Source organism: Paenibacillus sp. JT31N7 (assembly GCF_059692095.1).
The window spans coordinates 542,137-568,599 of record NZ_JCAUAT010000001.1 but is presented as its reverse complement, the minus strand read 5'-3'; the positions used below and the strand labels follow the sequence as shown (position 1 = coordinate 568,599).

24 protein-coding genes, 2 pseudogenes and 1 riboswitch are annotated in these 26,463 nt (G+C 47.7%); of the genes and pseudogenes, 20 read left to right on the top strand and 6 right to left on the bottom strand.

The genetic code is table 11. The features are described 5' to 3' along the window. Positions 1-74 precede the first annotated feature (74 nt). The 8 genes and pseudogenes from AC58P5_RS02535 (at position 75) to AC58P5_RS02500 (ending at position 9,091) form a co-directional block, all read left to right on the top strand. Positions 75-509, top strand: coding sequence for a YciI family protein (locus tag AC58P5_RS02535; protein ID WP_497384375.1), 435 nt, complete (start codon positions 75-77; stop codon positions 507-509). Beyond that, the gene (locus tag AC58P5_RS02530; RefSeq protein ID WP_497384374.1) at positions 506-1,771 is read left to right on the top strand and encodes an RNA polymerase sigma factor; all 1,266 of its coding nucleotides are present in this window, start codon (positions 506-508) and stop codon (positions 1,769-1,771) included. The genes AC58P5_RS02535 and AC58P5_RS02530 overlap by 4 nt, the downstream gene beginning before the upstream one ends. 108 nt (positions 1,772-1,879) lie before the next feature. Continuing rightward, entirely contained in the window at positions 1,880-2,314 is a 435-nt protein-coding gene (locus AC58P5_RS02525) for a YciI family protein (RefSeq protein WP_497384373.1), read from the top strand. A gap of 13 nt (positions 2,315-2,327) precedes the next feature. Then, a complete protein-coding gene (locus AC58P5_RS02520; protein ID WP_497384372.1) occupies positions 2,328-2,678 on the top strand; it encodes a DUF1801 domain-containing protein in 351 nt (116 codons plus the stop codon). 484 nt (positions 2,679-3,162) lie between these two features. After that, entirely contained in the window at positions 3,163-4,890 is a 1,728-nt protein-coding gene (locus tag AC58P5_RS02515) for an ABC transporter ATP-binding protein (RefSeq protein ID WP_497384371.1), read from the top strand. Positions 4,891-5,141: 251 nt separating this feature from the next. Continuing rightward, positions 5,142-7,526, top strand: coding sequence for a polyprenyl synthetase family protein (locus AC58P5_RS02510; RefSeq protein ID WP_497384370.1), 2,385 nt, complete (start codon positions 5,142-5,144; stop codon positions 7,524-7,526). A gap of 258 nt (positions 7,527-7,784) precedes the next feature. Beyond that, a pseudogene (locus AC58P5_RS02505) lies at positions 7,785-8,021 on the top strand (IS1595 family transposase); the annotation flags it as partial. 20 nt (positions 8,022-8,041) lie between these two features. Further along, positions 8,042-9,091 carry a phosphotransferase enzyme family protein gene (locus AC58P5_RS02500; protein ID WP_497384368.1) on the top strand — a complete coding sequence of 350 codons (1,050 nt, stop codon included), beginning with the start codon at positions 8,042-8,044 and terminating at the stop codon, positions 9,089-9,091. 158 nt (positions 9,092-9,249) lie between these two features. On the opposite strand, the gene AC58P5_RS02495 is transcribed toward AC58P5_RS02500, so the two are convergent. Next, positions 9,250-10,437 (bottom strand): multidrug effflux MFS transporter, encoded by a 1,188-nt coding sequence (locus AC58P5_RS02495; protein ID WP_497384367.1) that lies wholly within the window; start codon positions 10,435-10,437, stop codon positions 9,250-9,252. 285 nt (positions 10,438-10,722) lie between these two features. Between AC58P5_RS02495 and AC58P5_RS02490 the strand changes: the two genes are divergently transcribed. The 3 genes and pseudogenes from AC58P5_RS02490 (at position 10,723) to AC58P5_RS02480 (ending at position 12,246) form a co-directional block, all read left to right on the top strand. Continuing rightward, the gene (locus tag AC58P5_RS02490; RefSeq protein WP_497384366.1) at positions 10,723-11,667 is read left to right on the top strand and encodes a phosphotransferase enzyme family protein; all 945 of its coding nucleotides are present in this window, start codon (positions 10,723-10,725) and stop codon (positions 11,665-11,667) included. 19 nt (positions 11,668-11,686) lie between these two features. After that, a pseudogene (locus AC58P5_RS02485) lies at positions 11,687-11,806 on the top strand (TetR/AcrR family transcriptional regulator); the annotation flags it as partial. Positions 11,807-11,820: 14 nt separating this feature from the next. Then, a complete protein-coding gene (locus AC58P5_RS02480) occupies positions 11,821-12,246 on the top strand; it encodes a DUF3995 domain-containing protein (protein ID WP_497386015.1) in 426 nt (141 codons plus the stop codon). 228 nt (positions 12,247-12,474) lie between these two features. Next, a riboswitch (cyclic di-GMP riboswitch) is annotated at positions 12,475-12,560 on the bottom strand. Between the two features lie 15 nt (positions 12,561-12,575). On the opposite strand, the gene AC58P5_RS02475 is transcribed toward AC58P5_RS02480, so the two are convergent. The 3 genes from AC58P5_RS02475 to AC58P5_RS02465 form a co-directional block, all read right to left on the bottom strand. Further along, positions 12,576-13,637 (bottom strand): NAD(P)/FAD-dependent oxidoreductase, encoded by a 1,062-nt coding sequence (locus tag AC58P5_RS02475; protein ID WP_497384365.1) that lies wholly within the window; start codon positions 13,635-13,637, stop codon positions 12,576-12,578. A gap of 182 nt (positions 13,638-13,819) precedes the next feature. Then, on the bottom strand, positions 13,820-15,481 hold the full coding sequence (locus AC58P5_RS02470; protein ID WP_497384364.1) for an AraC family transcriptional regulator: 1,662 nt from the start codon (positions 15,479-15,481) through the stop codon (positions 13,820-13,822). Between the two features lie 140 nt (positions 15,482-15,621). After that, positions 15,622-16,578: an ABC transporter substrate-binding protein gene (locus tag AC58P5_RS02465; protein WP_497384362.1), complete on the bottom strand. Its 957-nt coding sequence runs from the start codon at positions 16,576-16,578 to the stop codon at positions 15,622-15,624. Between the two features lie 328 nt (positions 16,579-16,906). Here AC58P5_RS02465 and AC58P5_RS02460 point away from each other — a divergent pair, with 328 nt between their 5' ends. From AC58P5_RS02460 to AC58P5_RS02450, 3 genes are all read left to right on the top strand, one after another. Further along, a complete protein-coding gene (locus tag AC58P5_RS02460) occupies positions 16,907-17,902 on the top strand; it encodes an ROK family protein (RefSeq protein WP_497386014.1) in 996 nt (331 codons plus the stop codon). Positions 17,903-17,905: 3 nt separating this feature from the next. Then, positions 17,906-19,135: an MFS transporter gene (locus AC58P5_RS02455; protein ID WP_497384361.1), complete on the top strand. Its 1,230-nt coding sequence runs from the start codon at positions 17,906-17,908 to the stop codon at positions 19,133-19,135. 64 nt (positions 19,136-19,199) lie between these two features. Next, complete coding sequence (locus AC58P5_RS02450; RefSeq protein ID WP_497384359.1) at positions 19,200-19,511, top strand: hypothetical protein; 312 nt, start codon at positions 19,200-19,202, stop codon at positions 19,509-19,511. 140 nt (positions 19,512-19,651) lie between these two features. On the opposite strand, the gene AC58P5_RS02445 is transcribed toward AC58P5_RS02450, so the two are convergent. After that, complete coding sequence (locus AC58P5_RS02445) at positions 19,652-20,365, bottom strand: HAD family hydrolase (protein ID WP_497384358.1); 714 nt, start codon at positions 20,363-20,365, stop codon at positions 19,652-19,654. Positions 20,366-20,700: 335 nt separating this feature from the next. Between AC58P5_RS02445 and AC58P5_RS02440 the strand changes: the two genes are divergently transcribed. The 6 genes from AC58P5_RS02440 to AC58P5_RS02415 all read left to right on the top strand — a co-directional run bounded on the left by AC58P5_RS02440 (position 20,701) and on the right by AC58P5_RS02415 (position 25,858). Further along, positions 20,701-21,291: a TetR/AcrR family transcriptional regulator gene (locus tag AC58P5_RS02440; RefSeq protein ID WP_497384356.1), complete on the top strand. Its 591-nt coding sequence runs from the start codon at positions 20,701-20,703 to the stop codon at positions 21,289-21,291. Between the two features lie 36 nt (positions 21,292-21,327). Beyond that, on the top strand, positions 21,328-22,386 hold the full coding sequence (locus tag AC58P5_RS02435; RefSeq protein ID WP_497384355.1) for a flavin-containing monooxygenase: 1,059 nt from the start codon (positions 21,328-21,330) through the stop codon (positions 22,384-22,386). Positions 22,387-22,980: 594 nt separating this feature from the next. Then, on the top strand, positions 22,981-23,736 hold the full coding sequence (locus tag AC58P5_RS02430; protein ID WP_497384354.1) for a sulfite exporter TauE/SafE family protein: 756 nt from the start codon (positions 22,981-22,983) through the stop codon (positions 23,734-23,736). A gap of 242 nt (positions 23,737-23,978) precedes the next feature. Further along, complete coding sequence (locus AC58P5_RS02425; RefSeq protein WP_497384352.1) at positions 23,979-24,161, top strand: hypothetical protein; 183 nt, start codon at positions 23,979-23,981, stop codon at positions 24,159-24,161. Between the two features lie 67 nt (positions 24,162-24,228). Next, complete coding sequence (locus tag AC58P5_RS02420; protein WP_497384351.1) at positions 24,229-25,278, top strand: DUF1835 domain-containing protein; 1,050 nt, start codon at positions 24,229-24,231, stop codon at positions 25,276-25,278. A gap of 46 nt (positions 25,279-25,324) precedes the next feature. Beyond that, positions 25,325-25,858: a GNAT family N-acetyltransferase gene (locus AC58P5_RS02415; protein WP_497384350.1), complete on the top strand. Its 534-nt coding sequence runs from the start codon at positions 25,325-25,327 to the stop codon at positions 25,856-25,858. A gap of 42 nt (positions 25,859-25,900) precedes the next feature. Here AC58P5_RS02415 and AC58P5_RS02410 read toward each other — a convergent pair whose 3' ends face one another. After that, a complete protein-coding gene (locus AC58P5_RS02410) occupies positions 25,901-26,440 on the bottom strand; it encodes a helix-turn-helix domain-containing protein (protein ID WP_497384349.1) in 540 nt (179 codons plus the stop codon). Positions 26,441-26,463 lie beyond the last annotated feature (23 nt).

Genomic DNA, 26,463 nt, shown 5'->3' with positions numbered 1-26,463 from the left:
GAGCCGCTGTCGATTCTTTAGATCCCCATTCGTTGTATAAATGAAGGTTCACGAAAAAGAGGAGGAATATACCGATGAGATTTATGATGATTGTGAAAGCCACGACAGATTCCGAGGCGGGAACGCTGCCCAGCCAGGAGCTCATCGAGGCGATGCAGAAGTATAACGAAGAATTGGTAAAAGCGGGTGTTCTGCTAGCCGCCGACGGCCTGCAGCCAAGCTCGAGCGGAATCCGGATTACCTATCCGGAACCCGGAGGCAAACCGAAGGTGGTGGACGGACCGTTCACTGAGGCGAAAGAAATGATTGCGGGCTACACGCTTATTGAAGTCAAAACAAGAGAAGAAGCTATCGAGTGGGCTATGCGTATGCCGGATCCTCACGGATACGGACAAGGTGAGATCGAGCTTAGGCAGGTGTTCGAGGTGGAAGATCTGATGCCTAATCCCGAAACGGTCGAGAAGGAAAAAACACTCCGCAAGCAGGTTGAGGAGCAGAAGAAAGCGTGACGCGGTCCCCTGCACACCGGACGATCGATGCGATATGGCGTATCGAATCGGCCAAACTTATCGCGGGACTGACGCGTATGGTGAGGGACGTAGGACTCGCAGAGGATCTCGCGCAGGATGCTCTCGTGATCGCGCTGGAGAAATGGCCGGTCTCCGGCATTCCCGACAATCCCGGAGCCTGGCTGATGACGACGGCGAAGCGGCGTGCGATCGACCTTCTGCGGAGAACGAAAGTGCGTGACCGGAAATATGCCGAAATGTCCCGCACCATGGATTTGTATACGGAGGAAGACCTCAATCCCACACTGGACGGGGAGATCGGCGACGATCTCCTCCGTCTGATCTTCATGACCTGCCATCCGGTGCTGTCGCAGGAAGCCAGAGTCGCGCTGACGCTCCGCCTGTTATGCGGGCTAACTACGGATGAAATCGCCCGTTCTTTCCTGATTGCGGAGTCAACGGTTGCCCAGCGGATCGTGCGAGCCAAGAAAACGTTAAACGCGCAAAAAGTACCTTTTGAAGTACCGGCCGGGGAAGCGCTTAAGGAACGGTTAACGGCCGTGCTTGAGGTCATTTACCTCATGTTCAACGAGGGCTATTCGGCAACTTCGGGAGAAGACTGGATCAGGCCGCTGCTGTGCCGGGAAGCGCTTCGACTGGGGCGCGTGCTAGCAGAGATCGCTCCCGGGGAAGGGGAAGTTCATGGTCTGGTTGCCCTGATGGAAATTCAATCTTCGCGGTTTCGAACACGGATTGGCGCTGCGGGCGAACCCGTCCTCTTGATGGACCAGAACCGCGCGCAGTGGGATCGTCTGCTGATCCGGCGGGGATTGGCGGCACTTGAACGGAGCCGCAAGCTCGGACGCCCGCTCGGTCCTTACGCGCTGCAGGCCGCTATCTCCGCCTGCCATGCGCAGGCGCCAACCGCTTCGGAGACCGACTGGATCCGCATCGCTGCTCTTTACGAAGCCCTTTCAAGAGCAGCGCCGTCGCCGATTGTCGAGCTAAACCGGGCTGTCGCCATCGCTATGGCATTCGGTCCGGCCTTCGGGCTGCAGATAGTCGACGAGTTGAGCGGCGAGCCTGCTCTTAAGGGATATCATCTGCTCCCGAGCGTCCGCGGCGACCTTCTGGTGAAGCTCGGACGGCCGGAAGAAGCCCGTGCGGAATTCGAACGGGCGGCTTCTATGACGCGGAATGCCCGGGAACGGGATCTCTTGCTGAGCCGGGCCGCTGAATGCAAGGCCGAAGCCCCCGAATAATTTTGTGCCCGCTTGTCGATCGCAAGGCTTCTCGTTCGTTGTCTTAATAAGGGGAAGAGCTGTGCAGTAAACTGCCGCAAGCATTCTTCCCGCAAGGAGGAAACGGGGATGCGATTTATGCTGATTGTAAAAGCGACAAGTTTTTCGGAGGCAGGTGTAAAACCCGACCAGGCGCACAGCGAAGCGATGGCTGCGTACCGCAAGTCACTGGCAGAGGCCGGTGTGCTGCTTGCAGCGGAAGAGCTGCAGCCGAGCTCCACCGGAATCCGGATAGGGTATTCTCCGAATGGAGAGGAGCCGGTGTTCGAGGCGGGGCCTTTTCAAACCGGGCAGGGGCTTTTGGCGGGCTACACACTCATTGAGGTGAATGCCGAACAGGAAGCCGTAAACTGGGCGCGACTGATGCCGGTTCCGCCCGTACACGGGACTTTCGATATTGAAGTCCGAGAGCTCACTGAGCAGTCCGATCGGGCAAAAGAACCGTTGGAACGGGCTTTGGAAGCCGATTTGAAAACTCAGCTCGATATGCTGAAACATACCTAAAGGAGACGAAAATATGACCCCCGCGAACCAGGAAGTAACCGAGTTTATTGAAGCATTGAAGGAACAATGGCAGAAAGAACTGTCCGCCGGGCTGCGTGAGGTCGTTCACCAGGCTATCCCCGATGTGGCGGAACGGATTCAATACAAAAAGCCGCATTTTCTGAAAAACGGAAAATACGCCGCCGTCATCTCCACCTCGAAAGATGCGGTGAGCTTTACGATCTTTAACGCCTCCGATCTTCAGCTCCCAGAAGGAATGTTTGACGGTCCTCCAGAAAGAAAAACGTTGAAGCTGCGTAAAGGGGAGACGTTTGATTCCGGGCTTCTGGTTCCTCTGGTTGTCCAAGCTTCAAGCGCACTTTAAAGTTTTTCTGTAAATAAAAAAAGCAGTTTGTTTCTTACCGTGTGGTAGGTGGAATATCGTTCGGCAATCAAGCGGGAGAAATCGTGCATCGTCGAGAAGTGAATCCATCCGTAAGCCGCGCATTGCGCGGTTTTTATTTTTCAAGCTCTCTCGCTTGCATGATGGAGTGAAGGCGGCGTACCGGCAGAGCCGAGTCTAAATCCGAGTATTGGAAGCGTTTATTTCTGATACACTTAAACATCTTTAAAGATGGCCTTATTAACAGTGAGGGCATCTTTTTTATGCCTGAAACGATCTAAAAAAACTTGTAAAAAACAACTGCAAACCGATTTATCCTTTGTCTATAAAACTTCAGCAATGATACCCTGATAAAAAACAACGGGAGTGATAACCATGACTTTTTACCCGGCAGCCAAAGTTAAAAGGAACGTCATTTGTACTGGAAAAGCCGGCCGTGTAATCCAAACCCAACGGAGGTATCCGGGTGAAAATGATAAAAAGGTTCGCGACTTATTACAAGCCTTATAAAAAAGTACTCATCGCCGATCTGATATTCGCGGCGCTTGCTTCCATGTGCGCGCTTGCCTATCCGATGCTGGTCCATTTTATGACCTCGAACGCGATCAGTGAAGAGGGAATAGCAGCGGCGCTTCTTATCAAAATGATCGCCGTTTTTTTATTTTTGATGGCGGTCGAGTATGGAAGCAGCTTTTATACGGACTATTACGGACATGCGATGGGTGCCGCCATGGAGGCCGATATGCGAAACGACTTGTTTCGGCATGTTCAAAGTCTTCCGTTCAGTTACCATGACAAGACAGCTACCGGTCAGCTTATGTCCCGCGCCACCCATGATTTGTTTAACATATCCGAACTTGCGCACCACGGACCGGAGGATCTGGTCATCTCGTTCGTAAGAATCGCGGGATCGGCGCTTATTTTGTGGCTGCTGAACCCCGTATTGGCGCTGACTCTGTTATCGATTCTGCCCTTCATGTTCCTGTTCGCCTACCGTTACAGTATCAAGGTTAAAGAAGCGTTGAAAAGGAACAACGAACGGATCGGAGATCTTAACGCTCAGTTGGAAGATAGCCTTGGCGGTATTCGCGTCGTCCAATCTTTCGCCAACGAAGAGATTGAGATCGCCAAATTCAGAACCAGTAACGAGTTGTTCCTCGCGAGCAGGAAAAAAGGCTATAAAGCCGAGGCTTTATTTTTCAACGGATTGACTTCATTCATGTCCTTGATGAATATAGCGGTCGTTGTCGCGGGTGCGCTCCTTATCAGCTATAACAGGCTTCTCTTGACGGAATTGATTACTTTTCTGCTTTATATAAACACCATCACCGATCCGGTGAAAAGACTGGTTAACTTCACGCAAAATCTGCAAAACGGGGCGGCGGGTTTCGAGCGGTTTGTAGAAATCCTTTCGATAAAACCCGATATAACCGACTCGGAAGACGCAGTGACGTTAAACCCGGTCCGAGGAAAAATCCGATTCGAAAACGTTGGTTTCCGGTATTCAGGCGACAATTCCCCCGTGTTCAGTCATCTAAACTTAACCGTATTTCCAGGTGAAACCGTTGCGCTTGTCGGTTCGTCCGGGGCAGGCAAGACTACCCTGTGTCAATTGATTCCCCGTTTCTACGACCCCTGTGAAGGAAATGTATACGTGGACGATACGAATATTAAAGACGTGAAGCTAAAATCGCTGCGCAGCCAAATCGGAATTGTGCAGCAGGACGTTTATTTATTCGCGGGCACCGTACGAGAAAATATTAGGTACGGAAAACCGGACGCAACCGACGAGGAAATTATAGCCGCCGCCAAACTGGCTCATGCTCATGAATTCATTACGGGTTTACCGGGCGCTTATGAAGCCTTTGTCGGCCAGCGGGGAACCAAACTTTCGGGCGGACAGAAACAACGCATCAGCATCGCCCGCGTTATACTCAGAAACCCGGCCATCCTGATCTTCGACGAAGCCACTTCCACACTTGACAACGAAAGCGAAAGAATCATTCAACACAGTTTGGAGATGCTGGCCTGTAACCGCACCGCCTTGATCATTGCCCACCGGTTGTCCACGATCCGGAATGCCGACCGGATTGTTGTGCTTACGGAACAGGGGATCGCCGAGGAGGGAACTCATGAGACGCTAATGAGACAGGGAGGGACGTACGCGAAGCTGTATAACATGCAGTCGAATTGAAGCCCCGCTGATATGCCGGCACAGATTACGCGGAGATGTCCCCAATAAGAGCGCCGTTGCCCTCACGGACGCTCTTATATTTTTCACTTCGCATCCTTTTCGAATGGTTTTTTGCTGACAAGGATAAACATTTCGTAACCCAAACGATTCTTTCCCGTATAAATAGAACAAAATCGGTTGCCGTCCGGCGAGGCCGCCATTCCTCCCGACAAATACGGTTTAACCAAATAGAAGTCGAGGTCGTGCATCTTATGAATCAGACATTTACAGACCAGGCAGATGCCTGGTACCGGTTGGCTGAGCAGAGGGCTGCTCAGTATTTCAGATCGCTTTATGCGCAGGTCGCGGAGAAGAGCTATGTGCCGGTCCTGACTGAAGATATCCATGTCTGGAAAAAAAATCATATCCCGCCTTTTTCGCTGTTTTCCTTCTTATCCCGGAGAAAAAGAAAGCCCGATTCCCGGGATTATTCCCGCTATATCCAATGGCTCCGTTATACCGGAAAATTGGACGATTACCTGGACCGGAGCATCTCTTACATTTATTTGCGGGATCTGGGCCAAGCCCTGGATTCCCCCGGCACACAGAAGAAGGTCCGGCGCGTAATCGGCGATGTCCGGAAACAGTTGATGGATTCCGGCAAAGCAGACGGGGGAGATCAGCCGGAATATATAAGCTGGGCGGGTTTATACCGCTGGGCCCAGAAGGAAGGTATCGAAACCGCCACCATTTGGTTAATAGCCAAGCTCAAAAACGTTTCTTCCCGTATCCCGAAAGAAATGAATGCCGAGCAAGCCCAGCGCAAACTGCTCAAAATCATTCTCGGAGTCATTCTGCACGTAAACGACGATATGGAGGATGAAACGCCGCCGGATGAACGCTCCCGCAGACTGGATGAAGCCATCCGGCTCGGATATTCGTATGGTCTGACCTATCCGTTCATCGACGATCTTCTCGATTCGGGGATCTTAACGGACCGGGAGAAAGAACAATTTACCGGCATGATACGTACCGCGCTTCTGACGGGTTCCGTGCCTGAATTAGGCGATTGGTCCGAAAATAACCGGGCTTTGCTGGAATTCGTTCATGCGGAGCTCCGGGATGCGTTCGAGTCAATTCAGGCATATCAGCGGCCGGAAACCTTAAAAACCTTTTACGAACAATCGTATGTGTTTTTCCACTCCCAGGAGCTGGACCGTGTAAAGAATCTGTCCTATGAGGCTTACACGAATGAAGAGCTTTATATCCCTATCATTTTAAAATCCTCTTCTTCCCGGTTGATTGTGCGTTCCGTACTTAGCGCGGACGAGGACGAAGGCTTTGATAACCGGACCTTTTATTATGGCATTTACAATCAGTTGGCCGATGATTTCGCCGATATGTTCGATGACAGGAAAGACGGTGCGGTAACCCCCTATACCTACTATTTAAAATACCGGGATCGCCGCCCGGATCTGATCAACCCCTATGAATTGTACTGGACGGTCATCTCCCATCTGATTCATAACGTGTACCGGTCCGATGCGAAGACCCGTGAGGTCATCCTTGATCGTGCGATCAACGGACTCAAACGATGCAGAGAACGTCTCGGTGCCGACAAGTATAACGAGATTATGGAGATATTTGCGTCGGGAAATCCCGAATTCAATCGTCTCGTGCAGCACATGGTGCACAAAGCGGATCATGTGGATTTCTTCGATAAACTGCTGCGGGATCAGGTGGTTGCCGTTCTCCAAAACAACCGGAGGGAGAAAGAGGCTTTCTCCGATACGATCGGAGCTGTCCGGGATCAGATCAACAGCTTCCTGCACATTTCCAAGCCTCACGGAATGCCCGCAATGAAAGAAGCGCTTGTTGATGCCGCCAATTACAGTCTGGAAGGATCGGGGAAGCGTATCCGGCCTATTTTGACCTGGGTTATGGGCGTAAACGAATACGGCCTGCAAGCGGAAGAAATCGTCCCGCTTCTCAGATCGCTCGAATATATGCACACCGCCTCCCTGATCTTCGACGATCTGCCTTCCCAGGATAATGCGTCCACGAGGAGAGGACGGCCGACCCTGCATCAGGTGCATAATATTGCCACCGCTGAACTGACCGGTCTGTACCTGATCCAGAAGGCCACCCAAGAGCAGACATCGCTGGACCGTTTTCCGGCTAAATCCGTCCTTGCACTTATCCGCTATTCGGCCGAAAAGACCGAAGAGATGTGTATGGGACAGGCGATGGACCTACAGGCCAGGGGAAAAGCATTGACCCTGGAACAGTTGAACTTGATCTGTTTTTATAAAACCGGCATCGCATTCGAGGCGGCTCTCGTTATGCCGGCCATTCTTGCGGAAGTTTCGGTTGCCGAGATAGAAGCTTTGAAAAAATTCGCCTATCATGCGGGTATAGCCTTTCAGATCAAAGACGATTTGCTTGATGCGGAAGGAAACGTGGATGTGCTCGGTAAACCTGCTGGCAAGGATATTGAAAACAACAACTCGACTTTCGTGACGATATTGGGACAGGACGGCGCGGGTAAAGAGATGTGGGAACATTACTGCCTGGCTATGGAAACCCTGAAAGAGATTCCACGCAATACCGCTTTCCTGAAGCATTTATTGATTTATATAGTCGGAAGAGATCATTAAGGGTGAGGGAGCATAAACATAAGGTTTTTTAAAAGAAGGCTTTGTTTAACTTCATTGTTGATATTTGAAATTTACGAACGTTTGTTCCGTATTTAGGGTAATCATATGGCTCGGAGCTGATTACCCTATGGATTTGAAGGAACCGTTTAAACTTGTTGAGGGGTTGGACAATAAGGATAAGCATGGTCTTTTTGCAGTCCCGTAACAAAAATACGACGGAACCTGTACGAGTGATTGATGAAATTCAAGAGCAAAAGCAAGGGCGTTTACCATATCCAGAACGTCAACAGCTACCATAGCCGACTGAAAAAATGGATGGACCGCTTCAATGGGGTTGCAACAAAGTATCTGGAACACTATCTGGCTTGGTTTCGCTACCTCGATAGCAAGGAGGATGAAAATACAACGTCGAATAAGAAGAATATGTTGGTAACATCGTGTTTGTTTTCAGTCAGGGAAACGAACGCAAAACTAAGAAAGTTGGCTTACGGATAGCCTTGGTAAGCAAGTAGAACATGCCCAACAAACAAAGTATTGGCTGTTTTGGCATAGGGGGTATTTTTATAACAAATGCATTGCAATCAATTATTGAACATTACTTTCCTCTAGAAACTGTAAATACTGAACCTGTTCCGTTCGGGTTAACGAATACAACCTGTTTCGTAACGGTAAGCGACCAAAAATACGTAGCTCGTCATTACGACCGTTATACCAAGTCCGTAGAAAGTTTGCACTTAGAAATGGAAGTAACATCATTTCTGCTACGCTCGACTCTTTCGTTTAATATCCCTTCGTTTCTGCCAACGCAGGATGGAAACATGTCTGTGACGTTATCAGATGGGACAATGGGTGCTCTCGTATCTTATATTCAGGGCACGGTTCCACCGCTTCAAACACCAGATGATGCACACTTATTGGGTCGCGTCGTCGGTGAAGTCAGTGCGAGACTGAGCGAATATGAAAGACCGAAAGATACAAAATACGATGGAATCCAATTTACTGACCTGTATCGGCTACATCCTCTTGCTAGTGCGGAAAATGTAGCTTCTTTCTGGAAACGACCGCCTTTTCCAGTTACAGACGAGCAAAAACATTTTTATAACGAAGCACTGATTTCTGTTAAGGCAAATCGTGAAGCTCTATTGTCCTTGCCCCGACAACTGGTCCATCACGACTTATTGGTCTTCAACTTATTATCGGTGGACCGCTGTATTACGGGGGTCTTAGATTTTGATTTCCTTGCGGTCGATATCTCATTTTTGGAATTCGTGATAAGCCTTAATCATGTTCTCCAGATGTCTGGCGGCTCACTTGAAATGGCGGCAGCTTTTATTGAAGGGTATGCTGTGTTTCGGACCTGCTCATCTGAGGAATTGCTGCAACTACGCACATTGACCCGTTTGTACCATATTGCTGTCCTACACATATATATTGGACAATACGGGGGAGGTAAGGACAATTCTACTGCTTTTGCCTACATTGCGAATCAACTAATTGAGCGCGATAACTGGTTAAATCAAAATGAAGGTCATCTAGAAGAGTTGCTTTCACTATTATTAAGATAGGAAAGTCACAAAAATTAGAAGAATAATCGACCGCAGAACAAGCGGTCGATTATTTAACATGAAAATCAACAATAAAATTTAACATAGCCTAAAAGAAAAAACCGATTTTCTGAATACAGAAAATCGGCTTTGAAGAACGCTTACCTGAGATTGCCGCTTTATTTTACGGTCAGCAGCAGCTTTTTACTTACGAATACCATCATCAGCGACAAGACGAGAAAATAAAGCGGCATGGTGAGTAATGAATCATTGTGAAGGTAACTCATACCGCTCGTGATCAAGCTGACAAGGATATAGTAGCCTAAACCGAAGATGGCGCCCGCAGTCCCGAGTACATCGCTGTATCGGAGTAGTGCCAAGCTTAGACAGTTGGGTATAGCCATCCCGATTCCCAGCAGGAAGATGAAGATACAGATGGCGAGAAGGATTAGAAAGATTGCGGAAGGACTCGCCTTATACAAGATGATGGCGATCATGCAGGCCGCTCCGATAGCGGATACGGCCGTACCGGTGACGATGATCTTTTCAGCGGTCAATCTCGTTAACAGTTTTTTCGATAACAAGGCGCCCAGAATAGAAGAAAGCGCCACTAGAACGCCGAAAATACCGAATTCGCCCGGTGTCAGATGAAAATACTCCATAAAGATAAACGGTGACTCGGCATAGTAACTGAACAAAAGACCATTGGTTGCGCCAATGAGAAAACCGAATGCCCATAACTTTCTATCGCCAAGCATGCGCCGGAGCACAGACCGGATTTTGATGTTCGTTGTTATGGCTCCTTTTGTTTCAGGAAGTGCAGCGAACGTATACGCAAAAACGGCCGCGCTCATGATAACGAGCGTGAGGAAAACCGCCCTGAAACCGAGCGCTTGATCTACCCAACCGCCGATTAACGGGCCGATCGCCGGAGTGAAGGCCAGCGCTGCGGAAATTTGGGCAAACACGGCGTGACGTTTGGCTCCGTCGATACTCTCGCGCAGGATGGTTTGCGTGACAACCGAGCCGGTACTGGCTCCAAAAGCCTGAACGAACCGGCTTACCAGCAGCCATTCGGCGGTGCCGGACAAATAACAGCCCAAGCTTCCGAGGCCATAAACGAGAATTCCCCAAAGCAGCGCGGGACGCCGTCCAATTGAATCCGAGAGCCTTCCCCAGCAAAAAACACCAAGGGCGAATCCCAGGAAGTAGATACTAAGCGTCAGTTGAATCAAGTTCCGGCTGACTTGGAAATGATCCGCGATATCCGGTAAAGAAGGCGTATAGATCGTTTCACTAATTTGCGGGAAACCCACAAGAATAATAAACAGCAAGATGGATGGTGTTGAGATTTTTTTTGTTAACACAGTTCATGCCCCCTATAAATTGAAAAATCTCAATTCGTCCCGGGTATTACGGGATAGGGGGCTTGCATTTGATCAATCGGGTAAATGAGAGCATGTAATTTCACCTTATTTTTTATAGGGGGACTATAATGAGTATTATAGCAAAAATTCTCAAAGTTCCCAAGGTAGCGCCGGTGTGAATTCATGGCTAAAAGACGGGGGTATGTCTGCTGTCCGCAGACTGTTTTAAAATAAGGTTAACGAATTTACAGACGTTGGAGGGGAAAAGGAATGGAGACAGAGAGCTTGAAGCTCGCCCGGCTCACAAAATTGGTTACGGAACATTATCATCTGGAGCCGCTTAGCATCAACCGGCAGCAAGGAGGCTGGGCTTCCTTGGCGTACCGGATCGAGACCCCAAGTAACTCGACCTATTTTTTGAAAGAGTATGAGAAAAAGCGGGCGTCGACTCCAAAATTAACCTCACGGCTGGATACATATATCCCCGTAACGTGCTGGCTTAACGAAAACACGAACCTGGCCGGTAAAATCACGGTGCCGTTGAAAACTCAATCGGGGGAATATGTATGTGAAAATGTGGATGGTGTTTTTCTTCTTTACGAGTATATTCATGGAGAAACGATCGGAGAAAAAGCTTTAAACCAAGCTCAGACCGAACAACTGACAACGATATTGGCCGAACTGCATAAGGTCGGAAATTCCATCCCGGTGCCTGCGGAACAACTGACGGAGGATTTTCATGTCCCTTTTATAAACGAACTTAACGAAACGATGGCAGCCCGCCCTTTGCCTCCAAGATTAAGATCCGCAATAAAACCCTACGAAAACGTTTTGTTTGAACAGATATCCATTTTGCAGGACCTATCTTTGAAGTTGGCCGGTCGCATGCTGCCCTTGCGCTGGTGTCATACGGATATTCATCCCTGGAACATGATGCAGAGCGATCATCAGCTGATTTTGATTGATTGGGAAGGTTTGAAGCTGGCACCGGTGGAAGCCGACTTGATGCACCTGACAGATGAAACTTATTTTCACGATTTCTTCGCTTTATATAAAAAAGTACATCCCAACTATGTCATGGATGAAGAAGCGCTCCGATTTTATAAAATCAGGAGACTCCTTGAAGATATTTGGGAATTCATGGAACAATTTTTATATGACGAGCAAAGTGAGCCGGAAAAAGAAGGCACTCTCAAGCAACTGATCCATGAACTGGAATCTTTGAAGTGAGGGTCCTTTATCTTCGTTATCAGAGGCCGCAGACAGGTCCAGACTTACCTATTTAACTTATGTAGGATGGATGACTCGGTTTGAGAGCAATACCAATTTTGATATAGACAAAATGTTTGAGATTTTATTAAAGATATGAACACTCGTGTCCCAATGCAGCTGTATGGGTTGGCTTTGTCAACCGTAAGTATTTTGGCTCTGATTAGCATCTTACATATTTATTGGGCCTATGGGGGGCGCTGGGGAATCGGTGCTGCCATACCTTCGAAAGCGGGGGAGCACAAGCCTGCTTTTATTCCTGGGAAGTCGGCTACGCTTTTAGTGGCTGTTTTTCTTTTAATGGTTTGTTTCATACTCCTGGTGCAAGGCGGTTATATAGAGCGATTTCCAGCTAATACCCTTACAAGAATGGGGTGTATCGTTTGCGCTTCTGTTTTCTTTTTACGGGCGGTTGGTGACTTTAGACATATAGGATTTTTCAAGAAAGTGAAGCACACGGTATTTGCAAGAAATGATACGTGGTTCTATAGTCCGCTTTGTTTGTATATAGGGCTAACGTGTACGATTCTTCTGTTTTAAAATAGTCGAGAAAATTCGATTTTTGCGATCTTGATTCACATTAGACAATCAGCTAATCGGGTATGTGCGCAAGTTCTTGTCATTTTCGGCAAAGTACTCAAGTTCCCGTCATGGAGTTAGGACAACAAGAACTTGGGTACTTAAAACAAAAAAAGCCGCAGGTTATGCGGCTTTCATAGTCTATATATTCCTATCGTCTGTCAGTTGGAATAAATAGACGGTGGGTTACCGCATAACCCGCCGGTCATTGCACTCGTGCAGAAGACCCGTGGCTTTGCGTCCCAGTCTTTCGATCTGGTTTGCCATTTTTCTGTTTTAATAGAAGCATTCTACGCATCTTCCTCCGCCATGCCAAGTGCTTTATTCCTTTCCTTGAACTTGGCATTATGCGAAGAAACATAGGCCATTTTCGTTGCCGCCGGTTCCAAGTACAGCTTGGCGCTATTGACTGCCAACACTGCATCGGTAAAAGCCCCGGCGATCAGATTTACTTTAGATGGGTAGTTCGCCGTATCCCCGGCCACAAAAATACCAGGCAAATTGGTTGCGAGTTTCTCGTTCACATTAATATTCCATTGCCCCATATCCATACCCCAATCGACAATCGGACCGAAGTCACCGCGCAGCCCGTGATTGACGATTACGGCATCTATCACTAATTGTTCCGTTTCTTCCATTACAATGCCCTCTGCATTCACCCTTGCAATCGATACCGCTTCAATGGCGTCACCGCTAACGTTGCCATGAAGCCGGTTCACCGCATACGGCGTACGAACATCGACAGATGATTCCTTCATCCGCTTCACATTCTTCTCATGTCCGCCGAAGCGTTCACGGCGGTGCACGACAGTGACACTTGCGGCAATCGGCTCCAGTGCGTTGGCCCAGTCAACTGCCGAATCACCGCCACCGGAGATGAGCACCCGCTTGCCGCGAAAGCCTTCAAGCTCCTGTACGGTATAATGCAAATTCGTCACTTCATAACGCTCAGCGCCTTCGATGTCCAGCTTCGCCATCTTCAGCACGCCATATCCCAGCGCCAAAACGAGCGAACGTGTATGGTGCTGCTCCCCCGTTACGGCGGTCAGAAGCATGGTCCCATCCTCGAGCCGCTCCAGTCCGCTGATCTGTTGTCCCAATACGAGGGTCGGATCAAACGTATGAGCCTGCTGGATCATTTGCTGGATGAGGTGCTCGCAACGGATTGGCGTAACTCCGCCGACATCCCAAATCATTTTCTCCGGGTAAATCAACAGCCGTCCTCCCAGTTCCTCCTTCGCTTCGATCAGCTTCGTTTTCAAATCGCGCATGCCGCTGTAAAAAGCCGCATACAACCCGGCGGGCCCCCCGCCAATGATCGTAATATCATAAAGCTCCAACGCCTGTGTCATGCCGCTACCTCCTGTATGGTTTAAGTCCTTAATTTCCTTCACTTTTATGCAAACCGTGCAGATCAAGCGATATGGAAGAGCGCAATGCCGTTCCCAAAGTTCAATTATTACCGATTCGCATCTCAGTTAGCGGGTTTAAGCTACGGTACACGGGTGTGTACCTTTTTTGATACTAAATCTAATCACATCGTTTTCCTCTTAAAAATATACGGCAGCATCTCTAACAACCGTCCACGTGTGATGGGATCTTCATAATTCCATGTAGCATCCATATAATGAATCTTACCGGGAGTAAACTCGGCTATAGCCTCGATCTGTGGACAGTGAGCAGCTGTTTGCAAATCTAGGGGAGAAGCCAAGATGAAATTGCGGTCTCCAGCATAGTGATTCAATTGATGCTGCTGAATTTCTATCCATGATTGCCCTTGCTCGATTAGGTGCATCACTTTGGCAGCGGGACGAAAGCCAAGTGATTCATACAAGGTGGCTGCAAACCCGCTGTGGCCCATAATATAAAGTTTTGCACCTAACTTGAGATAAACAGTAGCCGTCTCCCCGGCAGCATAAGCATCTGCTAATTGCCTGCGTACCCGTCTTACTTTGTCCTCATAGGTAGTAATCCACTTCTCCGCCGCTCTACCACGCTCAAATAGTTTAGCGATATATCGTAACCGATCAAATAGTCTAAACTTATTGTCCAACACAACAGTAGGAGCGATTGCATCTAGTACTTGTAAATCTTGTGCATGATGATGATAGCTAAGCAACACTAACTCAGGCTGCAGCTGTGCTATTTTATCGGGATCTGCCCAGTGCCCGATATTTTGAATATTTCGTAACTTATTGTGATAAATCACATTATTTTTCATAGAGATGGCCGCTCCAATAGGGGATATGCCCAGAACGAGTAATTCTCCCAGTGTATATTTGCCATCCGTCACAATACGCGTTGCATTTTTAGGAACATGAACTTTTCTGCCAAGTGAATCGATAACGGTTCTTTGCTGAGTATGTAGATGGATATTGGCATATTCACGCGGAGTGTTTCCAGTTAATTTACGAAAGCACCGGCTGAAATAGTATTCATCTTTGAACCCAATTTGTCGAGATATTTTGCTCAATGGCTCGGTGGAATTACAAAGAAGTTTCTTGGCATGTTTTATACGTAGATGCACCAAATAATCAGTCGGCTTTTGGCCGGTCAATGTTTTAAACTGTTGACTATATTGCCATCTGACCATTCCTGCCATGTTAGCCAGTTGTTCTACTGTCAAGTCTTCATCATAATGCTGGTCCATATAATGTACAGTATGTTGAATCATTTTTATCTTTTCTTCGCTCTGCAAATGGGTAGCTTGCTGATCTAACTGGGCCATCAACCCTAGAATAAGCTGAAGTCTGCCTTGCATCATAGCCATTTCTGATGTGGATAGGGAGGAGCAACGATTTTTCATCCATGCTTCATTCCCTAATACGTGATTGACTTGAGAAAATAACAGACTATAAGGATAACCGCAAAGCAAGGGCGGGTGAGCAACCGGATTCAAAATCAATCCTTCTACTTCAAAGGTTTCAAAGATAAAGCGCGCAAGCTGTGCCTCTCCGTCACTTGATTCCACCGTGTAGTGTTGTACAGGTAAAACTAGCATGCAGCTCCCTTGTCGCAGATCGATTGCCATTTTGTCTACATACAGCCGTATGCCATGACTTAGTGCTATCAATAATGTGCATAAATTTGTTTTATTGGTATTAATTGCTTCATTAGGGCTTCTCGCCGGCATCATCTGGTCAACTTGAAACCTATCATAGCATTGCAGTCTAATATACAGGGGTGATAGATTCATAAGCAGCTCTCCAACAGTTGAAAATGATTCTCATTATCATTATATAACATATAATGACCTGCTTTCAACTATAGCGGTTCGAGTATGCATTATTTTAGAAACCCAATGGGTTAAAGAACGGAGTGGGCAGATACAATTTCTTACGGCCGGTGCATCCATTGTGGCAGCTCTTTAAACAATTGCTCCAAAGCTAACAAGCCATCTGTATTCCATTCAGCAGAAACAACGTAAACATTTCCCTTCTTGACTGCAGGCAGAGTTCCCCATATCGGGCTTTTTAGCAGTTGGTCAGATTCCGTTTTACTTTCACCATTATCTTGTACAAGTACAAACAAATGATCACCAGCAAACTCCGGAAGCAGCTCTTCCGAAACCTTAACGAAAGATACCCCTTTTTGATCCATAATATTTTTCTGTACAGCCGGCGGGATGGCAAAGCCGTTCTCTCCATAAATAACGGCACCAAGTGAACGATTGCCCATAACATAAAGCGTTTTACCTAGCTGGTAGAAAACTGTTGCCGTCTCTCCTTCTGCTAAATGAAGTTTATCAAACATTTCTTTCGACTGTTTTTCAAACTTAGCAATCAATTGAGCTGCCTCTTCCTGTTGGCCCAATATATTTCCCATCTCCTTTACACGTTCTGTATAAGGAAGAGCGGGGTTGAAGGGGATAGTAGGAGCAATTTTCGAAAATGCCTTATTTTTCTCTGCATCCGCATTGTAATAACTATTAATAATCAAATCCGGTTTTAAACTTAGAATCTTCTCTAAGTCACCTGGATTGCCAACATCAACTATTCCTTCCGTTTTACCTTCATAGTAACTATGATTAGTATGGATAAGATTACTACCAACGATTGGAATATCCATCACCAAGAAATCGCCAAGCGTCGGACCAATATAAACGACCTGTTTTGGATGTGCGGGTATTTCAATCTGTTCACCTGTAATCGTTGTATATTGAAATGTTTTCTCATTTTCTTCTACCTGTACATCAGATGCGTTGCCTCCAGAATTGCTGCATGCCGATACTATTAACAACAGGAGAAAAATTCCCCCCCATAGCATAATTCGCTTTCCACGATGTCTCTTCACACTTGTTGCCCCTTTCCTTCTCGCATTCAATTGAAAATGATTATCATTCTCTGAGTTATTATAGTTTGTGTGAAAAGGGGGGACAATGAAAAAAACGCAATGAATTATTTGGACAAATGTAAATAGCCAGGATATGTCAAAATCCGTCCTGTCAAAGCTTACGGCCCGGTAACGTAGTGAAGAACAATTGTAAAATCAATATTTCGAAACACACTTGCTTACATCGGCACTTTCTGCTAAGATCAGGACGACTTATTAAATTCGTTTAATAAGATAGCAAGGAGTGTGATAACGGGTGAGTGAGCTGCCTCCTACATCCAACGACAGCATGAAGAAAGCGATCCTCCGCAGTATACGCGCAGCTCTTCTGGAGCTGGGAAGTGCAACGAAGGTTGAGTTAAGCCGCAAGCTGGGCCTCAGTTTTCCTACCGTCAGTAAGTTTCTGGCGCAAATGGAGAAGGACGGGGAAATTTATTCCTCCGGCCTTGATAACTCAAACGGGGGAAGAAGAGCCGCACGATATGTATATGATCCGGATTGTTTGCTGGGATTGGCTCTTTTTTTGGAAAAAGCCGAAACGAATTACACGATATTTAACGGTTCGGGCGAGATAAAAGAACAAGGAACAGCATCCGGTGTGCTGCTGGACCCTGTTTTCAGCTTATCGGATCAAATCGAGCGAATCCTTGCAAAGTACCCGAAAATCGGGTCCATAGCGGTCGGGGTGCCCGGCGCCGTCAACAATGGCCGCATTATCCATATCCCCGGTTACGAGCAGTTTCATCAGTTTGATCTGAAAAGCGACTTTGAAGAGCGTTTTTCCATCCCGGTAGCGGTTGAGAACGATATGAATGCGGCAATTCTCGGCTATAGCTTAAACACGGCCAAGTCGGAAAACCCGTCATTGATCTATCTATATTTCGGGCAAAGCGGCCCCGGCGCCGGCATTCTGGTCAATGGGGACGTGGTACGGGGAAGCACGTTCTTCTCGGGAGAAGTTTCGTTCGTACCCCAGTATGATGACCGCAATTTCCTGCAGGCTTTGAAGCGAGAAGCGGGGTCGGAGGGGATAACCGCCCGTGAGAAGGAGATAGATGCCATTAGCAGGCTGGTCGCCTCGTTTACGGCTATTCTTAATCCGCACGCGATTATATTTTGCGACGGTGAAGTAAACGGACAGCTCCTTGATCAAATCGCAAGCAGGAGTGCCGCTTACATACCGGAAGAACATCTGCCGGAACTTACGACCAGCGACTGGAAGAGGGATTATTTAAGCGGGTTACAGAACCTCGGGCTTGATCTTATGATTCGGGAGAAGAGGTGACCTATGGCTACTTTCTTTTTATTGATTATTTATATGGCTTTCATCAGTCTGGGATTGCCTGATTCCTTATTGGGATCGGCCTGGCCCGTCATGCAAACGGATCTTGGCGCGCCGCTTGAAACCGCCGGTTTGCTGTTTATGACCGTCGCAGCCGGCACGATCGTTTCCAGTATGGCAAGCGGAACCCTGCTTAAATGGTTCGGAACGGGGAAACTTACCCTCATCAGCTGCATCATGACGGCCTGTGCTCTGCTCGGCTTCGCCGCAGCCCCGTCGCTTGTCTGGTTAATGATCTGCGCGATACCCCTTGGATTGGGCGGAGGCGCCGTAGATGCGGGCCTTAACAATTACGTTGCCGCACATTACAAAGCGCATCATATGAGTTGGCTTCACTGCTTCTGGGGAGTGGGGGCTACGCTCGGACCGATTATTATGGCACAATTTATTTCAGGACCGGACTCCTGGAGAGACGGATACCTGACGGTTGCCGGGATTCAGTTTGCCCTGGTGATTCTCCTGTTCTTCACCCTGCCGTTATGGAGCCGGGTAGCAAAGAATAATCACGCATCTTTAGGCGAAGATACGGAAGACCCGTACGGGACAGGAGATCAGAGTACTGAAGGCTCCGTAAAGCCTTTACGAATCAGGGGAGTTAAGCTGGCTTTGGTCACCTTCTTGTTTTATTCCGGAGCGGAAGCGACAATCGGGCTGTGGGGAAGCAGCTTTCTGGTGAATATGAAAGAGCTGCCGGCCGCGGTTGGGGCGCAGTGGGTGTCCCTTTATTATGCCGGAATCACAGTCGGCAGATTGGTTACGGGGTTTATTACGTTCAAAGTGGCTAACCGGACCCTTATCCGGGGGGGTCAGATCACTGCTCTAGCGGGCGCGGCGCTGCTGATTCTGCCATTGCCGCCTGTTTTCTCTCTTGCGGGTTTTATGATAACGGGCCTGGGTCTGGCGCCTATCTACCCGTGTATGCTGCATGAAACGCCTATGCGTTTCGGCCGGAAACACTCCCAGTCGATTATGGGGTATCAGATGGCCGTGGCCTATGTGGGCAGTACGCTTATGCCTCCTCTGCTCGGTATTCTGGCTTCCCGTTTCAGCATCGGAGTTTTCCCGTTCTATATTGTACTGTCCGCCGCAGCTATGCTCTTGTTCTCGGAAAAACTGAATGTCTACTTAAAGACCAGGAAGAATGCCTTGAAGAACAACACGACTTTCACAGGATGATCATTTTGTCCTTATGCATTCCTGAGATATAATAAATGTACTAAAAAATAGGGGAGGCTACTTAATGAGCCAGCGTTATCGAATTACAAGGGCGTTTCAGGAAAACGGCAATTCCGCAAAAATCATCTCTTTGGAGGAATGCAAACAATATTTCTCGTCCAAAGCTGATTTTTCTTATACAACCGTATTTACGGTGAATGGCGCAACCAGCATGTCCATTGAAGGGGACTTTTTCATGTGGAACTACGACGGGGATACCCGGATTCCATTCAGGCATTACGAGGGTGACATTTATGTGTCCGGTACGAACAAAGTCGTGATTCCCTTAGTCATTGAAGTCGCGAGCGAATTAGGCGCGGATGTACAGGAAGAGTAGATCCTAAACGAATTTACGATTCCCCTTAAAGGAAATGCGAAGCTGTGGGATGTTGCATTCAGCGAAATAAAGCACTGGTGGGAAAGACGAAAAGAGCTAGTCTTCGTTAGAAGGCAAGCTCTTTTCGTCTTTTGTAAATTTCAAGTCAATGAAGAAAGCGGGGCAAAAGGCAGCGAATCTTTTAACGCCAGGAGTTCTTCGAAACTTCTTATCCGGTGATCGGCGAGTGAAAGATCCTGATTGCCCGAACCGGGATTTTGAAGTCCGATGCACCGCATACCGGCGCTTTTCGCGGCCTTGACGCCGTTGCGGGAATCTTCGATGACGAGGCAGGAAGAGGGTTCCACTCCCAGCAAGCCGGCCGCATGTAGAAAAATGTCCGGCGCCGGTTTTCCGTGATTGACTTCCTCTCCGCTGACTCGTACGTCGAAATATTGCCCAAGGCCGGTCTTGTCCATAATCAGCTCAATAAGCGGCCGGGGGGAAGAGGAGGCGACAGCTACCGGAATCTGCTTTTCTTTGAGCCAGCTTAACCAGCGTTCCGCTTGAGGCATGGCCGTAAGCTCGGTATGTCCGGACAAAATATTCATCACATTGTCCTTGTGATACGTTAACACCTGTTCCAGCGCAAACGGAATCCGGTGCTTGTCCAGTATTTGCTCCCACATGGATTCCAGCGTTACACCCACAAAACTATGATGGTCCTCTTCGCTCACGGGCACGCCGAAATGATCGAACGAACGGCGTTCAATATCAAAATAAATCGGTTCGCTGTCTATAAGGACGCCGTCCATATCGAACAGAACCGCTTTTATGGAAGCTTCCTTCCAATCGGATTTGTTTAAATCCTCCAATGAAATTCCTCCTTTGACATCCAGCGCGGATTACAAACCATGCTAGCATAATAGTTCGTTCTTTTAAAGACTAGGCTATGTTTATCCTCCATGTTGCTTCTGGGTTAAAAGTTAACCGCCTTCCTTAGAATAAAATGTTCATTAATTTTGAAGCAATGAACCGGCGAATTGGCGAGAATAACCGCACCTACTGGCAGTGTTGACAATTAGGAGAACTTTCCCGCGGCTTCTCCACTATGAATGGGTCCCATGCAGCCGGAATGATCTTTCAAAATGTGATCCGACATGCTATACTCAATGCAAGCAAGTACTTGCATGCGTGAAAGGTGAGGCAAATGGAACAAAATGCGCAAGAAACCCGGGATAAGATTTTAACTGCCGCCATCTCTTTAATGAAGGAAAAAGGATACAAAGGCATGACTACACGGGCAATCGCAAAAGAAGCAGCCGTGAATGAAAGTACGATTTTCCGGCATTTCGTTAATAAACAGGGAATTTTGGACGCCTTAGTAGCCCGGTATTCCTATGTTCCCGGTATCCATCAAGTCTTTGACAGCTTGACGGGAGAGCTTCAAGCCGACCTGATCCACATTGCGCGAACCTACCAGGAGTTTATGAAGCACAATGGCGAGATGGTGTTAATCGGATTAAAAGAGACCGGACAGTTTCCTGAACTAGACGAAAAAACAGCCGCAATACCGATTCAATTGAAGCACCTGCTTGTCGACTATTTAACCCGTATGCACGAGAAGGGCGCCATTCAGCGAACCGATTTTGAAGCGTCGGCGATGACTTTTATCTGGATGAATCTCGGCTATTTTATATCCGCTTCGCTCTACGGTCAAAAAATAACACTCGTAAAAGTCGAAGATTTTCTACAGTCCGGCGTTCGTACATTCGCTCAAGGTTTGTTGAAGGGACAATAGATAAACGATACTATCGCAGCCAGGGGAAATGTGAAAATGAACCATGTGGAAGTTATCATAATCGGCGGAGGACAAGCCGGTCTCGCTATGGGATATTTACTGAAGCAGAAAGGAGTAGCCTTCTTCATTCTGGATGCCCATAAACGGACCGGAGATTCCTGGAGATCGCGCTATGATTCGTTGACTTTATTTACACCGAGGATGTACAACAGCCTTCCCGGCATGAAGTTTCCGGGGGTGGCTGGCGGTTTGCCTACCAAGGATGAAACGGCTGATTACTTGGAGGCGTATGCCAAGGCTTTCGCTCTTCCTATCCGGCATCAGACGAACGTACATTCACTTACGAAATATGAACTTGGTTTTAAGATTGAAACCGGACAGGAAACTTTTATTGCCCGTCAAGTGGTCGTGGCCACGGGGCCCTTTCATGAACCTGTCATTCCGGATTTTGCGAAAAAACTGCCGAAAGAAATCGTCCAGATGCATTCTTCCGGCTATAAAAATGAATCCCAGCTTGCGGACGGTCCCGTACTGGTCGTCGGCGGCGGCAATTCGGGCGCGCAAATTGCGGTTGAACTTTCCAAGTACAGACAAGTCACGATCTCGGTGAGCCGGACCATGAGTTTCAAACCGATGCATGTATTCGGCAGAAACATTTTCTGGTATTTTGAAACATTCGGTTTGCTGAAAGCGAACACAGAGTCTCCCCTTGGTTCTTGGCTGAAAAAACTACCCGAGCAAGTATACGGGACTCAATTAAAATCTCTTCTGAAAAAAAGAGTCGTTTCTTTAAGGCAAAGAGCGGTAGATGCAGATTCCGCAGAGATTCTCTTTAAGGATGCAACACGAATGAAGGTGTCTAACATCATTTGGGCAACCGGTTTCCGGACGGTTTATCCGTGGATCGATATTCCGGATGCGGTAGATGTCAACGGAAAGCCTATTCATCGCAGCGGTGTCAGCAAAGCGAAGGGATTGGTTTATTTAGGCCTGCCTTGGCAATCCTGCCGCGGCTCCGCTTTGTTAGGATGGATGGCCCGGGATGCCGAGTACTTGGCGGAAGTCATCGTACAGCACGCTAAGCGATCCGGGTGAAATACGCGACTAACGATAAGAACAGGCAATAGGGGGAACCAACCGGAGAAATTGCGGTGATTGCGGACTGCGAAGAGGAGAAGGAAACGGGACAGTGCGGCTAGCAGTTGCTGCACTGTCCGTCAGTTGGTCCGGCATGCGGAGCAAGCCGCTATAAATTGTTTGCGAACTATTGATAAACCCCAAACATCATTATACTCAACCCGAAGTAAAGCAAAACCGGAAAGAACGGCTACCACGCTTTTCTTCATCCTCAAATCCCTCCCTTTCGTGTGGTTTACTCCATTTAGAATGTATTGTGGAGAAATTATACATATACCAGGAAGTGCAAGACAAAAATACATTAATTTAATGCCTTATCGGAAGACTTAAATCCACGTTTGACGGCTTTAAAATAATTCATGTATAGGATCTTGATTGATGCTCTTTAAATCGTTTAAATAGCGGTTAAAACTCGTTAAATCACGTATTTTATACATGGATAACGTATGCTATTATATAGATCTGTATAAAAAGGAGGGGTTCTTTGCGTTATTTTATGTTAGATGCAAAATCGTTGAACAGGCGGTCTTATTTAGCCGATGGGAGGGAACAATGACTATCTCTCTGATCGTGCTGGTAGTTGCTGCGGTTTTTGTCGGCGCCTTCATGAAATCTATGTTCGGCTTCGGGGAGGCGATCGTGAGCATGCCTTTGCTTGCCCTGCTGCCGGTGCCTCTGCAAACGTCGGTTTCCCTGATCGGTTTGGCGGGACTGACCGTAGCTTTGCTGACCGTGTTTAGCGGCTGGCGTCATGTCGAACGTCCTGTCCTGCTTCGTTTGGCCGTTTCCACAGTAATCGGTATTCCCTTCGGGCTTATCCTGCTTCACCTTATTCCTGCAATCGTGATCACTTCCGCACTTGGTATTTTCTTAATCATTTTCGGGTGCTATTCCTTACTGAAGAAGATGCTTTCCCGGAAAATCGGGCGGCCGCTGCTAAACAAACGAGGATGGGTTTTGCCGTTCGGTTTTGCTTCCGGAGTTCTTGGCAGCGCCTATAATTTTAACGGTGTACCGGTCGTTGTTTACGGTACCTTGCGACGCTGGAATCCGGATCGTTTTCGGGGAACGCTGCAAGCTCATTTTCTTATATCCGGCTTACTCGTTGTGACGGGACATGCACTCGGCGGATTGTGGACGTTTGACGCGTTTGTTTTGTATGCGTACTCTTTGCCGGCTATTCTGGCGGCTACCGGACTTGGGGTCCTCTTGAATAAGCGAATTTCCGCCGGAAATTTTGAGCGGTACTTATTTATGATGATCATCGCACTTGGGATTCTGTTAATCTTGCCAAGCGGCTCTAACTAAGCTTATGGAGAAGAATTAAGGCGCAGTGCTGCTTAAGCCGTATATATGCTGGTACGGGGGGATTCTTTCTTTCGCGGTTTTGTACGGACAGCAGCTTGGTGTCGCCAATTGGGGAATATTTTTCCTGCTCTCAAGCGGTGCTTCTATCCTTGTACGGCCAGATACAAGCATCACAAATCCTAATTATGGTAAAATAAGTGAGTGCGTTATTTCTTCGTTACCTATGAAAGAGGCGATGTGTTATGAATGATGAAACCAATAAAGAAATATTAAAAGAACTAAGGGACTTAAACGAAAAAATCGATCATTTAAGCGCAGCAAAAGGATTATCCACTCCTTATAAATTTTTAGCCGTTTTTATCGGGTTTGCGGTGATAGGTCCTATAGTTGTTGTAATTTGGTCGATCTTGCTAAAGTTTCTCTAGATAACCGCGTAAAAGATGAAATTTTTATGTGGAGGAGATTTTAAAGGGAAAGAGAGGGATGATAAAAATGAGAGGTAGACCGGGAATCGCGAAGGTAATCGATAGTTTGGGGGAACATAGCGCGAAGATGTATTTGGGATTTGCTTTGGAACAAATCAGGAAGCTGAAAGAGCGGGAAGCGCCGCCGGAAACAGCGGTTTCCGAACTCATTGAACTGTATGACGAATTAATCGAATCCGAAGAAAAAAAGGCGGTCTGGGACCCGGTTCCGACCTGTACCCATGTCCATTTTGTTGTGGGCTATTCCTTTGCGGGCCTCATGAAAGCGGCTCTGAAGCAGCTCGACTGGTCGGGCACACATAAGGTGATTACGCTGAGCGAGAATTACGCCATTGGACCGCTTCGCGGCTTGGACTCTTACGAAGGACGGAAAGCAAGGCGGGACTGGTTTCAGGACCATATTACGGAGCCCATTGAAGTCAGTAGGGACCCTGAAGAAGATTACGGTCAGTTACTGGAAAGGGTCAACAAAATTCCGGAGCAGGCGAAGGTTATTGTCTGGGCTAGCCGCAACGCAAGCGAGCAGATCGGGATGCTCCACGCGATTCGGTTGCTGAGCGGCCGCCCCAATTCTTTAGCGATCTATGATGCGTGCGCAATCTGCGAGGAGCTTGTTAATCGACCGGATGCGACTTACAGCTTTAGATACTCGGGAGAGATTCCGTCAAGCAATCTGCAGGCGGCGCTTGTCCGTATGGACGACAGCAGTTTCCTGAATGATGCGGATAAGGCCGGGTTGGAGCGAGAATGGCAGGCTCTCTCACAGCAAAGCGGAACACTTCGAATTTGGCGCGACGGAGCAGTGGCTGAGGTGCCGGATGATTATTATGACACGTACTTGCTGGAAAAGCTGGACAAACTAAGACCCGCCCCTGATCCCCATTTTCTGAAAGCAGCTCGTCTCGTTGGAGAAGCGATGGGCTGCTGTGAGCAATTTATCGGAGACGCCTATTTTGAATACCGGCTGAGACAGCTGATTTATGAGGGGATTCTTGAGATAAAGGGTGTTCCCAGCTCGATAAGATGCTATAGCGTCAGACGTAAAAAGATCACGTAAATCCTAGGTATACATCAGTTTAATAAAAAGGAGTAGGATGCAGGACATGCTCTGCGTTGAAGCCTTACGGCTCGAACATGTTTTCCCAGGTATGCTTGACGAGTTCGAGCGCACACAGAAGACGACCCGTGTGTTCTGGTACGAACATGGGCTGTGGGTCGAAGCAGAGGATGAATTCGAGGACGATTGGACCCTTGCGCGCAAGCGAGAGATTGTCCGGGAATGGAAACACGCTTTAGCGGGAGGAGGCGCCGTGCTCATTGCTAAGCAGAACGCATCGTTGGTCGGGTTTGCCGTCGTCGAATCCGCAGCTTTCGGAGAATGTACCGTCTACCGCGAGCTGTCTTACCTTCATGTCACACGTTCTGCCCGCGGACAGAAAGTGGGCGAGCTTCTTTTTCTAAACGCAAAAGAAGCAGCCCAATCGATGGGGACAGAGAAACTATATATCGGTGCCCACCCATCCGTAGCGACCCAGTATTTTTACCGCAAAATGGGCTGCGTTCCGGCAGTAGAGATTAACGAAGCGATCTATACCCGCGAGGTTCGTGATATTCAGCTGGAAATCTCCTTATTGTAAGTCGGTTAAAATTTAGAGGCAAGCCGTATCAGCATCTCAGCACTAAGCATCCGGAATAATTGTAAAGGCGATTGTTCGGACCGGTGCTTCGGTATCTTCGCTCCCCGAGTGGTAATACTTGGTCATCAATTCGTTTAATTCGTGCTGAAACTGACTAAATTGTTCCTCATCCAGCTTCAATTCTACCAATGAAAAAGTGGCACCGTCTTCCCGGGTGTTTTGTTCTTCTATTTTTTTGAGATAACTTTGATATTGAGTCATAAGGGATAGCTGATAATAGGAAACATAATCAAGCTTCTTCTCATGAGAAGCTTTTTTCCATTCTTCCACATTCAACTTCGCCTCAAGTTCATTCAGAACATAGTATTTTTCCACAACGGATTTCACTTTTTTTTCTTTAAGTACCCGTATGATTCCCGCATCCAACATCACCTGTATGTGTCTATATAGAGTGGCTTGAGGTACGTCTTTGATGATTTTGACCATTTCCAAGGATGTCAGGCCCGTGTCTTTATTCCTCATCAGCACTTGAGAGATTTTCATTCTTACCGGATGCATTAAAACTTCCACTTTGTTAGCCATCATCTTCTCCTTGAGGGTATGAA

What these genes read in the sequence shown, in the direction of transcription:
- AC58P5_RS02430 (WP_497384354.1), top strand. Translation starts at nt 22,981, where the DNA reads ATGACTATCTCTCTGATCGTGCTGGTAGTTGCTGCGGTTTTTGTCGGC.
- AC58P5_RS02500 (WP_497384368.1), top strand. Translation starts at nt 8,042, where the DNA reads ATGCCCAACAAACAAAGTATTGGCTGTTTTGGCATAGGGGGTATTTTT.
- AC58P5_RS02455 (WP_497384361.1), top strand. Translation starts at nt 17,906, where the DNA reads ATGGCTACTTTCTTTTTATTGATTATTTATATGGCTTTCATCAGTCTG.
- AC58P5_RS02435 (WP_497384355.1), top strand. Translation starts at nt 21,328, where the DNA reads ATGAACCATGTGGAAGTTATCATAATCGGCGGAGGACAAGCCGGTCTC.
- AC58P5_RS02525 (WP_497384373.1), top strand. Translation starts at nt 1,880, where the DNA reads ATGCGATTTATGCTGATTGTAAAAGCGACAAGTTTTTCGGAGGCAGGT.
- AC58P5_RS02480 (WP_497386015.1), top strand. Translation starts at nt 11,821, where the DNA reads ATGCAGCTGTATGGGTTGGCTTTGTCAACCGTAAGTATTTTGGCTCTG.
- AC58P5_RS02520 (WP_497384372.1), top strand. Translation starts at nt 2,328, where the DNA reads ATGACCCCCGCGAACCAGGAAGTAACCGAGTTTATTGAAGCATTGAAG.
- AC58P5_RS02535 (WP_497384375.1), top strand. Translation starts at nt 75, where the DNA reads ATGAGATTTATGATGATTGTGAAAGCCACGACAGATTCCGAGGCGGGA.
- AC58P5_RS02415 (WP_497384350.1), top strand. Translation starts at nt 25,325, where the DNA reads ATGCTCTGCGTTGAAGCCTTACGGCTCGAACATGTTTTCCCAGGTATG.
- AC58P5_RS02450 (WP_497384359.1), top strand. Translation starts at nt 19,200, where the DNA reads ATGAGCCAGCGTTATCGAATTACAAGGGCGTTTCAGGAAAACGGCAAT.
- AC58P5_RS02460 (WP_497386014.1), top strand. Translation starts at nt 16,907, where the DNA reads ATGAAGAAAGCGATCCTCCGCAGTATACGCGCAGCTCTTCTGGAGCTG.
- AC58P5_RS02425 (WP_497384352.1), top strand. Translation starts at nt 23,979, where the DNA reads ATGAATGATGAAACCAATAAAGAAATATTAAAAGAACTAAGGGACTTA.
- AC58P5_RS02420 (WP_497384351.1), top strand. Translation starts at nt 24,229, where the DNA reads ATGAGAGGTAGACCGGGAATCGCGAAGGTAATCGATAGTTTGGGGGAA.
- AC58P5_RS02510 (WP_497384370.1), top strand. Translation starts at nt 5,142, where the DNA reads ATGAATCAGACATTTACAGACCAGGCAGATGCCTGGTACCGGTTGGCT.
- AC58P5_RS02440 (WP_497384356.1), top strand. Translation starts at nt 20,701, where the DNA reads ATGGAACAAAATGCGCAAGAAACCCGGGATAAGATTTTAACTGCCGCC.
- AC58P5_RS02475 (WP_497384365.1), bottom strand. Translation starts at nt 13,637, where the DNA reads ATGACACAGGCGTTGGAGCTTTATGATATTACGATCATTGGCGGGGGG.
- AC58P5_RS02470 (WP_497384364.1), bottom strand. Translation starts at nt 15,481, where the DNA reads ATGAATCTATCACCCCTGTATATTAGACTGCAATGCTATGATAGGTTT.
- AC58P5_RS02410 (WP_497384349.1), bottom strand. Translation starts at nt 26,440, where the DNA reads ATGGCTAACAAAGTGGAAGTTTTAATGCATCCGGTAAGAATGAAAATC.